Here is a 14,869-nt window from a genome sequence, read left to right on the forward strand (position 1 = left end):
CAGGCGCTACACGGTGCGCGGCGATGAGCGGGCGCTGGCCCGACTCGCGAGCCGTCCACGGCCCTGGCTGGTTCAGCTCACTTCATTCCCAGCAGTCCCGCCGTGCGTGTCGGCGAAGCGGTGCGGGACGCGCTCATCGCGGCGGCACCTCATCTCCATGAGCTTCTCCTGCTGGGGACACGCCCTTCGTTCGATGCCTTTCCCCATCCCACCGTGCGTCGCGTGTACGTGGGCCAGGGAAACCTCCCGGCCCCCCAGAACACCCTCACTGTTCCGGACGGTGTCGAAGTGCGCGGCACCTCTCACGCGGAAGGCCGTCGCGGCCCCTGGGTGGAGAACGCGGAGCAGGAACTCGCACTCGAGGCGGTCCAGGCGCAGCCCGACTGCGGCCAGCTTGAGGAGTCCTATGGCGCGTACTTCGCCGAGGTGGGCTCCCTGCCCGCGCTGCTCGCGCGCCTGCGCTCCGCCGGACTCGTCGCGATGGACGGTCCGCGCGTCCGACTGACGACGGCGGGCCGTGTGCTGAGCAACCTCGAGCCCCTCCGCGTGCCTCGGGTCCCCCCGGCGCCGCCTGACCTGGGCCGTTGGGTCCTCTGGGCCGAGGCGCGCCAGTCCGCGAGCGAACAGCACTCGGTGCCCATCAGGAGCCTGAGTGGACACCTCCAATGGCTCGATGCCTGTCTCTCTCTCGCGCCCCTCGACACGCGCGTCCAGGACACGCTGGTGAGCTATCGCCGCTTCCTCATCGACACGTTGGTGCCCGCCGGTGAGCACGAGGTCCTCGCGTTCGACTCACCCGGCCCTCTCGCCGAGGCCGTGGAGACGATGTTGGAGCTGGAGGACCTGGACCTGGAGGTCCTCCACCTGGACAACCCGCTGAGCCACGATGGCCTCGGGGCGCTGGAGGCAGCGCTCGGTTCTCCGCGGGACTCCAGCCCCGCCCTCTTTCATCTCGTGTGGGGCTCGTAGGCGACGAACGAGCCCGGCATGACGCTGGGGGCCTCGGGTGCTCACGGCAAGGTGTAGAGCCCGACGACGTTCGGGTCCAGCGTGGCGCTGGAGAGCCGCAGGCCCGTGGCGCCACTGACGCTCGTGATGTCACTCACGCCCAGGTCCGCCAGGGAGAACGAGGCGGCGCCCAGCTTGGACTGCACCGTGCCTGGCGGGGTGCCGGTGATGTTCGCCACTCCGCTCGTATAGGAGACGGTCGCCAGGGCGGTGGACGTGGTGCCAGCGGAGGAGGGCGTGAAGTCGCTCGCGAGCAGCGCCAGCGACCAGGTGCCCACGGGCTGGTTTGCGGCGTTGACCAGCGTGACGGTGGTGCTGTCGCCCAGGGTGGTGGATGTCGTCGTGCTGTCGACGATGAAGAAGCGGGTCTTCGCGGTGAAGCTCGTGCCGAACTGGAAGTGGCCCGTGCCCAGGTTGTTCGCGCCGTCATGGACCCCCAGGCCGGAGACGGCCACGTTGGCATTGGCGGGCGCCACGCCCACGGCGCTGGGGGTGTTGGTGCCGGTGATTCCCTGGGCCGTCGCACCCACGAACTGGGAGAAGGTGCCCTCCGCCGTGGTGAGCGAGGCCAACGAGACCACGCCGGTGAGGTTCGCCGGAGTGCCCGCCGTCACCGCGCCCGTGAAGGTCGCGCGAGTAACGGGCAGACGCGTGGGGCCACGTCCAACGGGAGGCTCGGCCAGGGTCGTGATTTCATGAGCGATGCGGTGGAGGTTGCTGGCGTCGGTGGCGCTGATGCCCAGCTCGGCCGCCGCGCTGCCCGCGCCCGTGGCGAGGCCTCGGGGATCGACCTGCGTCACCCTGGCGAACAGCACCGCGGCGGAGAGGTAGCTTCCGTACTTGCTCGAGTGACGGCTGTCCTGCGCGCTCCACAGGTTGAACATGCCCGGGGAGATGCCATCCGACGGGTTCGGGTCAGCCAGTCCCTGGTCGACCGCGCGCAGGAAGCCTTCTCCCACGCGGGCAACGCCCGTGAAGCCCCAATCCCTGGAGGCCTTGAAGTAGGCGTCGCGCAGGTCGGTCTGCATCGCCTGGAGCCCCGGGGTGCCGCTCGGATAGCCCTGGGTGCCCACGCCGGTGGGCGAGGCCCAGGTCTCGTACAGGAACAGGCTCGCGGCGGGGTTCTTGGAGAGCACCAGGGAGCGCAGGGTGCGCGCGGCGTCCGTGAAGGCCGTGGGGGAGCCACCTCGCGGGGTGGGAAGCGGCGTCGTGCTCTGCTCCTGCAGCACGACTGCGTTCCAGGTGGCTTGGCCGATGATGGCGGTCCTGTTGGAGGCATGCCAGCCGAGCGTCTGGCCACTGGCCGTTTCGAGGCAGACATTGAACGAGAGGCCGGCCTGCACGGTCAGCTTCTTGAAGATGCCTGGGATGCCTCCCACTCCAGAGCCATTCGTGTCCGTGACGGCGGCCTTGTTGTACGAAAGGGTCGGCTCCTCGTGGCCGTGGGTGAAGCTGTTGCCCACGAAGAGGATGTTGCCGCCAGAGATGGCCGCGAGGGAGTCGTCCAGGGCGTCTTCGTGCTCCGGGGCCGCGAGGGCGGAACAGCCCATGCCGACCGCGAGGACGCTCCAGGCCATCAGTGCCAGCGCTCGTGAGGAGACGGTGGGCCACGACGGTACGGCGACGGGTGAACGGCGCATGATGCCTCCCTCATGAACTCGAGTCCGAAGTCACTCGAACATCCTGGCCTTGCTTCGGGTCCTGTACCTTACGCCCGTGACGGAGTCCCACGCACCCCGCGGCGGGCATGCTCCTGGCGGAGGACGCAGAACTGACAGACTCCCGCGATGAGCAGCAGTCCCCAGGTGCACCTCGGCTCGCGCGTCACTCCCAGCACGAGCACCGACAATGCCAGCAGCCAGGGGGCCCAGAGCGCCTCTCCCTCCCGGTATCGCACATACACCCGGGCGGGTGGCAGCAGCAGGACGCACGGCACGAGGAAGAAAGGCCACTCTTCCGGGGGCCTTCGCAGCATGAACGCCATGGAGAGTGTGGCGAAGCCAGCCCACTCGACCAGCACGAGTCCCGTGCGCCACGCGAGGGTCCGTCGCTCGGAAGCCGGCAATCCGCGCGTCACGGAAGCGGGGGGCCCATCGCCCGTCAGGGGGCCCACTCCCGTCTGGGCCTCGCGCAGACGCGCGCGGCGCGAGCGCACCTGGGCGGCGATGGCCACGAGCCCGAGGGCTCCCACACCCACCATCGCGACGAAGTCCGACAAGGAAGGGACGCGTGGGCTCCCTGCCAGCACGGCCACGCGGGGCCCGGATGGACGGGGAGCGGACACATCGAGCAGGCCCGCGACGGTGTGAGTCATCACTGTCGCCACTGCGATGAGAACGCCCAGGATGATGGGGACTTCACGAGGCGCCGCCATGTCGGCAGTGCAGGGGAGCCCAGGCCCGCTGTCAAGTTGCGCCGAAGTGTTGCGAGACACCACACCCAGCGGGTGTGCCAGGAGGGGTGAGCCGTATCACCTGGGAAGGCAGGCTGTGTTTGAGTTGCCTTGCACCATCCTCCCGAGGCATGCTTCTTTCGAATTCTTATTCCTATCATCCGTTGGAGATTTCCTTGTTCAAGCACCTCCGCCACTGGGCGCCAACCCTGCTGCTCCTGACCGCGGCGTGCTCCTCCTCGGAGCCGGAGCCCGCTGCTCCTCGACCGGGCGATATCATCCCAGGATGGCCCCAGAAGACCTCGGTGGAGCCGGTGCGGTTCGTGCCCCTGGCCGCGGGTGGGGTCTTGGGGATGCCACGGCCGTATGAGAACTCACGCGGGGCTCGGATTCCAGCCTCTCTCGTCAAGTACGACGTAACAGGGCAGGAACTCGTGCAGGAGGCCCTCGGTAACGGTGTGAGCTCGTCCGGGTTCTTCTCGGTGGATGCGCAGCAGCGCGTGCTGACCGTTACGACGGCCTTCGACGGAAGCACTTCGATGTCCGTGTGTCGCAGGCACACGAGCGACGGGACGGCTGATTCATCGTTTGGCGGTTCAGGGTGCAGCCACATCACCGGGCTTCCGCTGGCGCATGCCTCAGGCGTGATCTCGCTTCCTTCGGGCGGCGCGCTGGCAGGCTCTCCCTCCTACCTCGTTCAACTGACCGCCAGTGGTGCCCGCGCTCCCCAGTTCGGGACGGATGGCGTTTTCTTGCTCGAGCCAGGCGACTCCGTGGATTCCTTCCTGGCTCAGTCCGACGGCCACATCCTGGTCTCGTTGAGAGCTTGGAACAACGCCGCGCAGAGGAAGCTCATCCGACTCACGCCCTCCGGGGCGCTCGACCCGAGCTTCGCGAACGCGGGCACGCTCCCCGATATGGGCGGTCCCATCCTGGTGCGTGCCGACGACACCTTCCTCCACCTGCGTGCCAAGAGCATCGCCGCGTATCTTCCCGACGGCACACCGGACGAGGGGTTCGGAACGAACGGGACGGTGAACCTCCAGGAGGCCACGGGGATCGATGCTGACCAGTTCGGCACACGCGGATTCACCCAGGATGCATCGGGTCGCATCTATGTCACGGCGGTGTTCACCAAGGAGGGCCGCGATGGTGGGCTGGTCGCGCGCCTTACACCCACAGGGGCCTTCGACCCGGAGTTCCACGTGCGAGACGCATCTGGCGCTCCCATCACGTCGGTGGGGTCTACGCTCACGGTCGGCGCGGATGGGAAGATCTGGGTCATGCTCTCGGTGGGTGAGGGCGACTCCGTGCGGGCAGGCCTCGCGCTGCTCTTGCCCTGAGCTTCGTCCCTGTCAACGGCGGTGGGGTGCCGGTGGGCACGCACGTCCCACCGGCACCTTCCCACCTCGACTGACCCGCCTACTGCACGGTCAGCACGCCACTGAAGGCCTCCGCGGAACCGAAGGACACGGTATCGGTGAGGACGAACGGCCTGTTCACCGCGTCATATGAAGGCGCCACGATGGCAGCCACGTTGAGGTGGTAGTACGCCCCCGACTGCAGGATGCCCGCGGGCAGTCGGATGGAGGTGGTTTCCCCGCTCATGTAGAAGGAGGCGGAGAGCAGGGTTCCACGGGGGGAAGCACGCAACTGGTAGACATGCACCGCGTAGGCATTCGGCGACCCGGAGGCCGGTGGCTGCCACTGGATGACATGGGAGCCCGGGGTGATGAGGAGCCCGGTGAACGCGTCCGCACCGTCCACCGTCAGCCCTCGGGGCGACCCGACGCGCGGACGGATGGGGGCTGCGGTCAGCGCCGAGGGCTGGTCCCTCACGGACATCCGCGCCAGGCGCCTGAAGGGGGTCGTGCCTGGTATCTCCAGGGGGACGGTGAAGTAGCTGATGGCCTCGCCCACCAGTCCCCAGTTGGCTGGGTAGGGATTGCCATACACGAGTGTCTCGTTGAAGTCCCCGGCCTTGTTCGAATGGTCAAACGTCAGCAGCTCTCCGGAGTAGCCAATCCACTCCGCCTGGGTGAACGGAATGGGTGACAACCGGAAGTCACTGAAGGCATGCGTGGCCGTCGGGTGCACCTCCGCGGCGATGGCGGCGAAGGTGGAAATGCGCCAGTCGAGCGGAAGCTCCCGTGTCGGCACCGGCTGGAGCGTTCCCTGGATGCGAATGGGCTGGCTCCCGTCGTTGGAGAACGGGGGGAGCTGGAAGGCACGAACCGCGGAGGTATATTCCCGCGAGCTGCCATCCGGCAGGGCCGCCAGGGCGCGAGGCTGGCGCTGAACCACCCACGCCCTGTCACCCTTCTCCTGTTCGAAGCGCACGGGTGCACCGGCCACGGAAAGCGATACGTCCTCCGCGCTCCCGGACGTGGCGCCATCGGCGAAGGCGGGGTACATCGCGCCGGCGAGGCCCACCTGCTCCGAGATGAACTGCAGCCCCGAGGAGGGGAAGGTCGAGTCGACCCAAGGCTCCAGTCCTTCCAAGGCCAGGCTCGCCGCGGGCCCGCGCTCCAACGTCACGACGTCAGGCCGGCCCAGCCGGTTGATGCCCAGGTCCAGGTCGCGCGAGTTCGTGACGAGGTAGGTGTTGCCATAGTGCAGGTAGTACGTCCCCTGGGGCACCTCCGGGAACACATACACGCCGGGCTCCTTCAATGCGCCGGTGATGGGGACCAGGCTTTCGCCCTCGGGGATGAGCGCCTCCAGGGGGCCGCTGCCGAAGTCAGCCGGGTGCCGGGTCAGGCCGCTCTCCGTCAGGTGGCGCGTGAACAGCGTGACGCGCACGTCATTCGAGCCCGCATCCGGCGTCCCCGGAGGCGGGGTGGGCCCGGAGTCATCCGAGCACCCCATCCAGGTGGCGGTGGCGCACAACAACAACGTCAACAATGACAGTCGACGATTCTTCATCTGTCCTCACCCCCCAGACGCGCGGGCCGGGCGACATGCCTGGCACCGGCGCTGGTCCAAGACCCGACCTGCGTGTCGAGTCCTGTTGACCTGTCATTGCAAAAGGCTTGCGCAGTGCGTCGTGCCGGGCATCACGCGGTGCCTCTGCTCAACCTGGGGGGAACGGGCAGGGGGCTGCATGGTGGGTGTGCAGGGTACGCATCGCGGCTGTGCCAGCCGTTGCACACCCGGCCACTCAAGGGACGCGCGCGTCGAGCCACGTCAGGTGGGCGTCGATGGTCTCCGCCACGACCTGGGCCTGCTCTGAGGAGCTGGGCTCGGTGTACGGATTGCCAATCTCCTTGTGCTTCCACTTCACCCAGGTCTGCTTGTACCAACCCCAGTCGAGGTTCGTCCCCGTCGACGGCGGTGAGGTGCCTGCGTACCCGGAGAAGGCGCGGATGCCCGTGGCGGGGGCCACCTCCTGGCCTCCCACCGTGTGGAAGATGTGGAGCCGGTGGGTGCGAGGGAACTGGGCCGTCAGGTTGGTGGCCCACGCGCCATAGAACGTGCCCCAGGGCCGCACGGGGTTGTTGATCTTGCTGTCGTAGGTCCCCAGCTCGCCCTGGCTGTTGCGACACACGCCGTCGAACGAAGACACATAGATGTCGATGCCGTCGTGCGCCGTATTCGCCCGCAGCGCCTGGGCCAGCCGCATCACCAGACATCCTCCACGCGAGCTGCCCGCCAGGTAGATGGAGCGCGTCTCCGGACGGACCTGCGCTTGAATCCAACCGGTGAATCCGTTGACGACCCGCTGCTTCGAGTCGCTGTCATCCAGGTGGTCGAAGTTGCTGTCGTTGACCACGGACAGGTAGGTCCTTCCCCGGGGGAACCAGCCCAGGGCGTCCAGCTTCATCGCCAGCGAGCGGCCGTCCAGGGTGACGTTGGGGCACGAGACGCCGTCGCAGGACGCATCCCAGTTGGAGGACTGGCCGGTGACGCCACTGGAGTGGCCGCTGCTCGAAATCTTCTGGCCCGCCGACATGATGACGAGCGCCTCGCGCACGGCGGGCGCATCCACCTCCGCGATGCGGATGTTGTGGAGCGTGTCATCGGAGGCCCCCGCCGCGCGGAAGGGCTCGAAGCCGGACGCCGCCTGATAGCTACCCGAGGCATTCCTGTAGGTGACGCGCCGAGACACGACGGTTCGAGTGCCGCCGCTGGGATAGGCCAGGGCCTGGGATTGGGCCTCCAGCATGCCGTCCGGCTCCAGCGGGCCACCGCAGCCCACGAGGGTGCCTCCGAACAGCAGGGCCAGTTTCATCCACGAGACGACACGACGAGAGGTGCCCGGGGTCAGAACCATGTGTTGCTCCGCTTCCTGGAAGTGTATGAAGTCGAGTCTCTCATGGATTTCCAGATGCCGAGTGGACGACGTGTGTCGGAGCACCCCGGTGCTCACGCCGCGCACCGGGTCGCCGTGTCGTTGGGCCTGCTGCTCGCCTTCGCGTCCACGGAGGCGCATGCGGATGGCCTTTCCGCCATTCCCTACGGAGACAACTGCTGGGGAACGGGGACGGACGCGGACCGGGATGGCCTGAATGACGACTGTGAGCACCAGGTCGCGCGCTGGTTCATGCCGCTGTTCTGGTTCGACACCGGGGAGAGTGGTTACGAGCGCCGTCCCTACTACGCGGTGAAGAGCGAGGGCTTCGCGACGCGGACCCTGCGCATCTTCTACCTGGACACCTTCTTCGACGACACCGGCGTCACCACCGGCCACGACGGCGACCCCGAGTTTCAAATCTTCGAGGTCCACTACTCCGCGGGCCGCTGGTACCTGGACTGGGTCTACCTGTCGGCGCACCGCAAGAGCGTGTGTGAGTCGTCGGCCTGGTATTCCTACGAGCAGCTGGAATACGACATGCGCGACTCACGCAATGCCTACCGGGGCTGGCCCGTGCTGTACGTCGCCGAGGACAAACACGCGACGTACAACAACCTCTCCACGTGTGACAGCGGCTGCCTGGCCCAGGACTACTGCAGCCGCCATGTGGCGCAGTACCTGGACACGTCCTCCACACCGCTGGTGTCCCGCAACGTGGGGTCGACCGCGGTTCCGCTCATCAACTCCGTGGTGCTGAACGGAAAGACGGAGCGGTTGCTCGACGACGTCGACTTCAAGGGCTGGGATGACCAGTGGTACCGGACCAACTCGAAGGGGTATCGCCGGCACCTCAACGACTTCGGTTTCTGAGGGGTGCGGAAGAACCCGCGCATGTCGCTCGAATCGCCTCGCCGTCGTTGGGTGACGCTCGTCGCGGGCGCCGCCGTGTCGTCGCTGCTGGGGTTGGGGTTCTGGTGTCCCCCGCGCCCGCATGACGGCGTGGCGCCGGAATCACGAAGCCTGGCGCCTCCAGAGCCCGTGGTTCCCAGCGCGTCGGTGGTGGAGTCTCGGACGTCCATCGTCTCGACGTCCTCCATGGAGGGGGTGCCGATGCCCGCGAGTGCCTCCGGAGAGGCCTTGGCGGCGGCACTGAACGAGGAACGGGTGGTGCTCGCCTCCAGCACCGTCATCGAGCGCCTGGAGATGGACCGACCCTGGGCCTGCGCTGGCGGGCAGGTCTCCCTGGCGGGCAGGGTGGGGGGCGCGCCGGAGTCAGGGGCGCTCTATCGATGGGTGTGGCCCGGAAGCGACTCCGCCGCGGAGCTGCATCCGGGGGCTCGACTCCAGTGGCGTGCGCCTGCGGCGCCGGGCACCTGTTTCGTGCGCTTCCAGGTGTGCAAGGACCTGGGCGGGCGACGCGTGGGCGTGTTGGCCGAGCAGGTGCTCCGAATCGAGGTGCGTGATTGCGCGGGGGGCGCGGAACACGAGGCAGGCCAGTTGGAGGTATCCGTCACCCAACGCGCAAACGGCGCCTTCCTCTTCCGTGCTGTTCCTCCGGAGTCCGAATCGCCGACCGGCTATGCCTGGGACTTCGGTGACGGACGCACCGCCGTCACCACGGGCCCCGAGGTCGAGCATGCCTATGACACCCGGATGTTGGAGTCGCTGGACGTCCGGACCTTCACGGTGCGGCTCACCGCCAGTCGACGAGCGGGCACCGCGCTGAGTGCCATCGCCTTCGTCGGTGTGCGCGGGCAGCCTCCGTCCGATGAACCGCCGCCAGCGACGCTCACGCTGTCACGCACGAGCGGGGATTCGGAGGTGTGGCGGAGCGAGGTGTCCGTGGGAGTTCCGGAGCAGGGCGGCGTCACCTGGGAGCGCGTGGAGAGGTTGACCCTTCATTGGGACGACCAGGTGGAGGTGATGACGCGCGAGTGGCGCCAGGTCATCACGGTGGAAGAGGAGCTCGGCCGGGGTGGCTTCCGGGGCTTCGTCGTGGTTCGCCCGTCCGAGCTGGCGGCGACCGTGAAGCAGGTCGTGGATGTCCTTCACGGACGCGATGACAGCGGCGTCAAGGTCTCCCTGTCGTGGGCCTCCTTCAAGAGAGAGGCGCCGCCCGTGAAGCCCTCCGTCGAGGCTCGGCTTCCGCTCAAGTAGGGTGTGCCTTGTCTCAGGAAAGGTACTTCGCCACCGCCGCCTCGAGGGACAGCCCTTCCCGAATCGCCCTGGCGGCCTGCGCGTACTTGCTCTGCGTCACCGGTACGCCATGGACGAAGTCCACCTCGGGCGTATAGAGCCCGGCTCCCATCGTCGGGTAGGCGAAGGGCGCGACGCGGACCAGGTCTGTTCTCAGTGATGTCTCGCCCGAGAAGGTCGGTACGCCAAACTCCGCCGAAGGGGCGAAGCCATATCGATTCGGTGCCGGGCAGTAAGCCTGTCCTCGAAGCAGCCACACCGTGGGCCACGGGACGAATACATTCCAGTTGCCGAAGGTGTAGTGGACGCGCGCGAGCGAGCCCCTCGCGGGGGTGAAGTAGTCGCCTTGAGGAAGGGTGATGTTGGCTCCTCGGCAGGCCAGGGCATCCACGGGCGGTGGTGAATAGTCACCCATGTGTCCGTCGACCAGGAGGTAGTCGAGGATGTGGCGTGGGCGTGGAGGTGCCACGACGGGCGGCGAGAAGGCGCGGGGCGCGAGCTGGCAGATGAGGATGGGGCTCATCATGCCCCGGCACTCGGGACATCGGGTTCTCGGTGATGCCCGAGGAGCGTCGTCCGGAGGGCCGAAGACCGGAGCGTCATCCCCTTGCTCTGTGTGGCCACACTGCAGGCAGCGCATCGCCATGATGAAGTTCCCCCCGGCACGCTCGCGGTTCGCGAGGACGCCCCTGGCTCCCGCCGGAGCTCGTGAGGACCTGTGCATGGCGCACGCCAGCACTTCATCCCGTCGCCACCCTGGCGGGAGCGCTCCGTGCGTCAGGCCTGTCGCCCGCACCGGCGAGAGACATTGCGTTTCGGGAGAACGCCGCCGCGTTCCCAGGGGACGCGGCATGTGATGTCTCCCCAAGCGCGCGGATGAGCGGCACGCGGGGGCGAGGTGATGAGCGTGTGAGTCGCCCGAGGGCCGTGTGGGCACTCAGGGCTCGAGCAGGTCCTGGTAGATGCGCCTCACCTTCCTGGCATCGTTCGCGCTCATGGACTCCACGCGGCCGATGACGTTCAGGTAGTCCTCATCCTTGGTCCTGATGGTGATGGCGGTATTGGTGACTCCGAACGCGTTCTTGTCGTAGTGCATGACGGAGCGGTAGTCGTACTCGGTATCGTAGACGTCGGAGCGCGAGGCGGGGACGATCTGGAACTGCGGCCCTCGGCCCTTCTGGATGTTGTCCCAGATGATGCGCACGAACTGGTTCCGGTCGTAGCGAGACTGCTCGTGCCACAGGCCGACGGCGTGCAGCAGCTCGTGGATGATGATGTCGTGATAGAAGCAGCTCGCCTGCTGGGTGTCCATGAGTGACAGCTCCTGCACGCCGCCCACCCTGCCCGGGCCCGCATCGTAATAGCAACCATCTTTCGTCTTGATGATCCTGACGAAGTCCTTCTCGTCGGTGCGGTGGACGAAGCGCACCCCTGTCCTGTCCTTGATCTCCTTCATGGCCTGGGTGATCATCTTCTCCTGGGCCGATGTGAAGACATTGGACACCACGTAGGGAATCTTCCCCTCCGGCCAGCGCAGGCTGCCCTGGGGAATGCCATTGAACTGGGAGACTTCCAGGGCTTGCTTCAGCGCGCTCGGGCTCTCAGACGCGCGGCCCACGAGGATATCTCCATCGAGCAGGAGCAGGCCGTTGCGCTCGACCACTGGGACGTCCAGTGCTTCCGCCTCCCCGAACGCCTCCACCTGGGCCAGTTGAAGCCGGTCGCTGTCCATGAGCTGACCTGGCCTGAGTCTGGGGCCAGAGGCAGCCTCCTCGGCTTCGGGGCCACAGGCCAGGACGGTCGCGAGGACCCAGGGAAGAAGGCACAGCGACTTCGCGAATGCAGACTTCATGAAGGGCTCCGGGAAAGGGACGCAGCAGCGCGGTCATATCACCCCCTGGGACAGCCACGCGCTGGCCCGTGGCTCCGTGCGCCTGGGGACTGATGGTGTGAGTGATGTTGTCCCGTGAGGCTGGACTTGAATCGTGAGTCCGGTGTCTGTCTTTGGTTTGAAGGCGGTTCGCGCGCCCGTGCCTTGGTTGCGCGACGGGACGGGAGCACGCAGGCTCCTCCTTCATGAACCCGGAGACATCATCGATGAGCTCCAGGAACGTCGTCCTTCCTCTCTGTCTGGCACTGTTCGCGTGTCACTCAGAGGGGGAGCCCGTCACGCCACCCCTCGATGGAGACTCCTGCTACGAGCATGTCCGACGCCTCTCTGCTCATGACCGGGTGCTCTCCACCCGCCTGGACCACAAGTCCCGGGCCGCGAAAGAAGCCCAGGACGCCGCGCGGTTCGTCTCCGTCATGCTCGACTCCCGGGAGAACGGTGACTGGTACGCCTGCGGGATGACCCGTGCCTGGGTCACCGAGGTGTTCGAGGGGCTGGAGCGACAGTATTCCGAGTACCGCATCTACCAGAGCTACGCCGATGCCTACAGCCTCAGCGCCTGGCTCTCCGACAGCACCGAGGGCCTCTTCGAGCCGGACACGGGTGAACTCATGGTGTGGAGGGGACTCCAGGCCGCGGTGAACCAGTTCCTGGCGCAGATCAGCACCGGGCAGGCCTCGCTGGACAACCTCGATGCATTGCCCGCCGACTGGCGGTTCGCGCTCCCCTACTACGAGTCCGTCCGTGACGCGGACGAGGCCTTCGTCCTCGCGGGCTTCACGCCCGCCTGGGAGCGATACGGCAAGGGACGTGTCGTCCCTCCGGCGGAGTTCTTCGACGACTACCTGGTCAAGCTGGGCCGGCCCGAGGTGTATTTCCGTGAGAATGACCACCTGCGCGCTCCGTTCCCGGAGGAGATCTGGAACACCTGGATGGAGCTCCATGCCGCGCCCAATCCCCTCCACCACCCGGGGCTCCCGCACGACCTCGTCACGGACCTCCTGCTGGGGGACCGCGACTACCGGCTGGAGGTCCTGGACGTGGTGCTTCCCGGGGACGAGCGCGCCCTGCGGGACGGTTGCGCGGAGAATGCTCTCATCCTCGATGCCGCCATCCTGAGGCCGTGAGGCGACCTCCAGGCTCAATCGCTTCTACCTGGTGGCGGGCCCTCCGCCTCGCCTTGCTGGGCCATCGCTGAGTCGCAGGGAGCCGGCGGAGCGCATCAGCTCTCGCAGCGCGGAGGGAGGAACGTCGTTGTATCTGCGAAACGTCCTGGTGAAGTGCGCCTGGTCGGAGAATCCCGTGCAGAACGCGACGTCCGTGAGCGTCAGGCTCGAATCGCCCAGCAGCCCCTGCGCGGCGTCGACCCGCGAGCGCTGCAGCGTCTCCGAGAACGTCGTCCCTTCCTCTTGCAAGGCGCGTTGAAGGGTGCGGCGGGACAGGGCGAGCCGCTGCGCGCTCTCCACGAGCGTCCAGGAGTGCAACAGGTCGCCGACCATGAGCCGCTGGAGTCGGTCGCGAACCTGTCCTGTCGCTCCCTTCGTTGACGCTTCGCTCACGGGCGCGGGAGCCCGCCGCGCGGGCTTCCACGAGAAGGTGGCCACGTCGGTGACCGCGGGCAGCTTCCTGGGGGCGAGCCTGGAAGCCCCACCGTGGATGACGACGGCCGCGCCGGAGGCGGACGCGAGCGACACTTTCAATCCCGTGAAGCCGGCGGTCTCCAGGATGGCGATGAGGACGCCCCAGATGAACAGGTCGTTGACGACGCGAATCCGCCCGCCGTCGATGGCCACGTGGCGCAGCGTCATCCGGGCGCGAGCGAGGTCATGCTCGACGAGTCGTGTCCGGTGCCGGGAGTGCATGAAGCGCTCGAGCGTGCTCCACCGCTCCACCGTCTGCAGGGGCGTCCGCGCCGCGCAGAGCGCGCGCAGCACGGGGTGTGAGGACAGGGCCCGCAGCGCCCGGCCGAGCTCCAGCACGGGGCGCCACCCATGGGCGTCCATGACGTCCTGGAGGATGGCGACCTTGTCGCGACCCTCGGTGGGAATCCCCGGGTAGTCCCGCGCGACGACGGCTTTCAGCACGGCACTCAGGGCCGCGCTCGTCATGACGCCTTGGTCCTCCATGGTCAGCAGGTCCTCAGGGAGCGGCGTCCGGAGCCGTGCTGGCTTCCAGCTCGCACCGCCCCGCGTTGCGCCAGTCCGTGAGCGCGGCGAGGAAGAGCGCATTGAAGTCAGCGCCGGAGAAGGGGTTCTGGCTCGTCACCAGGTTGCAGTCTCTCACGGCACGCGAACGGCCTGGGAACGCCGTCTCATGTGCATAGCCCGCCTCGTCGAGCTGGTCTCCGATGCCTCGCACCTGTGCGCGCGCGCCCATGACGAACGTCTCGATGTACCACTCCTCGAAGCCAGACACGGAGGTGACGCGCCGCCCCGAGAAGGGACTCTGCTCCGCGGGCAGTCGCGCCAGGAGCGCGGGTGCATGGCACACGAGCCCCACGGGGCGGGCGGTCGCCCCGAAGTCGACGAGCAGGCCGTGCAACTCCGCGTTGTCGAGCAGGTCCACCATGACGCCCTGTCCTCCGGGGATGAGGAGGGCCTGGAACGTCTCCGCGCGCGCTCGGGCCTCCGCCAGGGGAAGCGGCGTCTGGAGTTGGGGAAGCCCTGCCACCAGGGCCTGGGCTTCAGCGAGCGCCTCGGGGCGCTCCTTCCAGTACGACGGCTTCAGGCCCTCTGGGTCGAACGCGGGCCTCTGCCCGCCCGGCGTCGCGAGCACCACCTCGTAGCCCGCGTCGACGAGCGCTCGGTAGGGCTCATAGAACTCATTCAGGAAGACGCCCGTCGGGCGGGTGCTGCCATCCGCGAGCTTCTGCTCGGAGGCGGCGGAGAGGATCATCAGCACCGCCCCGGGCGCCTGGACCTCCGCGGGCGGGAGGGGGGCGGAGGGAAAGACGAGACGACGGGTGGGCGTCGTGGCACAGCCGCACGCGCCGGCGAAGCAGGCGAGCGCGAGTGAGACGAACCACCACGTCAGCGTCCTCCCGACGCGGAAGGCGGCAGACGGGGGCGAACCGGGGGCATCCATGCAA

At 67.7% G+C, this 14,869-nt stretch carries 13 protein-coding genes; 5 read left to right on the top strand and 8 right to left on the bottom strand.

Features of this window, described 5'->3' with window-relative positions; genetic code table 11:
* Positions 1 to 102: 102 nt before the first annotated feature.
* Positions 103 to 969 carry a hypothetical protein gene (locus HUW62_RS01975; RefSeq protein ID WP_176433406.1) on the top strand — a complete coding sequence of 289 codons (867 nt, stop codon included), beginning with the start codon at positions 103 to 105 and terminating at the stop codon, positions 967 to 969.
* 41 nt (positions 970 to 1,010) lie between these two features.
* On the opposite strand, the gene HUW62_RS01980 is transcribed toward HUW62_RS01975, so the two are convergent.
* Both HUW62_RS01980 and HUW62_RS01985 read right to left on the bottom strand, forming a co-directional pair.
* On the bottom strand, positions 1,011 to 2,648 hold the full coding sequence (locus HUW62_RS01980; protein ID WP_176433407.1) for a cell division protein FtsK: 1,638 nt from the start codon (positions 2,646 to 2,648) through the stop codon (positions 1,011 to 1,013).
* Positions 2,649 to 2,716: 68 nt separating this feature from the next.
* Entirely contained in the window at positions 2,717 to 3,382 is a 666-nt protein-coding gene (locus HUW62_RS01985; protein WP_176433408.1) for a hypothetical protein, read from the bottom strand.
* Between the two features lie 323 nt (positions 3,383 to 3,705).
* Here HUW62_RS01985 and HUW62_RS01990 point away from each other — a divergent pair, with 323 nt between their 5' ends.
* Positions 3,706 to 4,743, top strand: a complete 1,038-nt coding sequence (locus tag HUW62_RS01990) for a delta-60 repeat domain-containing protein (RefSeq protein WP_176433409.1) — start codon at positions 3,706 to 3,708, stop codon at positions 4,741 to 4,743.
* Positions 4,744 to 4,822: 79 nt separating this feature from the next.
* On the opposite strand, the gene HUW62_RS01995 is transcribed toward HUW62_RS01990, so the two are convergent.
* A complete protein-coding gene (locus tag HUW62_RS01995) occupies positions 4,823 to 6,325 on the bottom strand; it encodes a hypothetical protein (protein WP_176433410.1) in 1,503 nt (500 codons plus the stop codon).
* 235 nt (positions 6,326 to 6,560) lie between these two features.
* Positions 6,561 to 7,673 carry a hypothetical protein gene (locus HUW62_RS02000; protein ID WP_176433411.1) on the bottom strand — a complete coding sequence of 371 codons (1,113 nt, stop codon included), beginning with the start codon at positions 7,671 to 7,673 and terminating at the stop codon, positions 6,561 to 6,563.
* 42 nt (positions 7,674 to 7,715) lie between these two features.
* Between HUW62_RS02000 and HUW62_RS02005 the strand changes: the two genes are divergently transcribed.
* Together HUW62_RS02005 and HUW62_RS02010 are read left to right on the top strand one after the other, a co-directional pair.
* The gene (locus HUW62_RS02005) at positions 7,716 to 8,564 is read left to right on the top strand and encodes a hypothetical protein (protein WP_255203175.1); all 849 of its coding nucleotides are present in this window, start codon (positions 7,716 to 7,718) and stop codon (positions 8,562 to 8,564) included.
* A 21-nt stretch (positions 8,565 to 8,585) separates the two neighbouring features.
* A complete protein-coding gene (locus HUW62_RS02010) occupies positions 8,586 to 9,851 on the top strand; it encodes a PKD domain-containing protein (RefSeq protein ID WP_176433412.1) in 1,266 nt (421 codons plus the stop codon).
* A gap of 13 nt (positions 9,852 to 9,864) precedes the next feature.
* Here the strand turns inward: HUW62_RS02010 and HUW62_RS02015 are convergent, their stop codons facing one another.
* The gene (locus HUW62_RS02015) at positions 9,865 to 10,416 is read right to left on the bottom strand and encodes a hypothetical protein (protein WP_163867484.1); all 552 of its coding nucleotides are present in this window, start codon (positions 10,414 to 10,416) and stop codon (positions 9,865 to 9,867) included.
* Between the two features lie 411 nt (positions 10,417 to 10,827).
* On the bottom strand, positions 10,828 to 11,742 hold the full coding sequence (locus HUW62_RS02020) for a M12 family metallopeptidase (RefSeq protein ID WP_176433413.1): 915 nt from the start codon (positions 11,740 to 11,742) through the stop codon (positions 10,828 to 10,830).
* A gap of 245 nt (positions 11,743 to 11,987) precedes the next feature.
* On the opposite strand from HUW62_RS02020, the gene HUW62_RS02025 reads away from it, so the two are divergent.
* The gene (locus HUW62_RS02025; protein WP_176433414.1) at positions 11,988 to 12,908 is read left to right on the top strand and encodes a hypothetical protein; all 921 of its coding nucleotides are present in this window, start codon (positions 11,988 to 11,990) and stop codon (positions 12,906 to 12,908) included.
* A gap of 24 nt (positions 12,909 to 12,932) precedes the next feature.
* On the opposite strand, the gene HUW62_RS02030 is transcribed toward HUW62_RS02025, so the two are convergent.
* The gene (locus HUW62_RS02030; RefSeq protein WP_255203176.1) at positions 12,933 to 13,889 is read right to left on the bottom strand and encodes an AraC family transcriptional regulator; all 957 of its coding nucleotides are present in this window, start codon (positions 13,887 to 13,889) and stop codon (positions 12,933 to 12,935) included.
* A 31-nt stretch (positions 13,890 to 13,920) separates the two neighbouring features.
* A complete protein-coding gene (locus HUW62_RS02035; protein WP_176433416.1) occupies positions 13,921 to 14,865 on the bottom strand; it encodes a type 1 glutamine amidotransferase domain-containing protein in 945 nt (314 codons plus the stop codon).
* Between the last annotated feature and the right edge of the window lie 4 nt (positions 14,866 to 14,869).

This window comes from Myxococcus sp. AM011, from assembly GCF_013372595.1.
In the GTDB taxonomy this organism is placed as follows: Bacteria; Myxococcota; Myxococcia; order Myxococcales; family Myxococcaceae; genus Myxococcus; species Myxococcus eversor.